Annotated in this window: 1 protein-coding gene; it reads right to left on the minus strand. The window is 61.0% G+C overall.

Features of this window, described 5'->3' with window-relative positions:
* A partial coding sequence (locus EOD29_RS36385; protein ID WP_164764040.1) for a hypothetical protein occupies positions 1–251 on the minus strand: 251 nt, incomplete at both ends.

Here is a 251-nt window from a genome sequence, read left to right on the forward strand (position 1 = left end):
GCCTACCAGCAGCAGGCCGAGAAGGGCCGGCAGACGGAACAGCAGGCAGAGGCCACCAACCAGCTTCGTCAGGAGGAATCCCGGCGCCTGCTGGTAGGCAAGCTGGTTGAATACCGCCATGCGCTCTTCGTAATCCGCCTTGGCCTGCATGTACGACAAGGGGTCGGACTGCAGCATCTCCCTTGAGGGTGGTTGCGGAATGAACTTCTGAGCGACCGAAAGCACAAAGTCCCGCTGCTGAGCGATGGACT

This window comes from Mesorhizobium sp. M1A.T.Ca.IN.004.03.1.1 (genome assembly GCF_003997555.1).
In the GTDB taxonomy this organism is placed as follows: Bacteria; Pseudomonadota; Alphaproteobacteria; order Rhizobiales; family Rhizobiaceae; genus Mesorhizobium.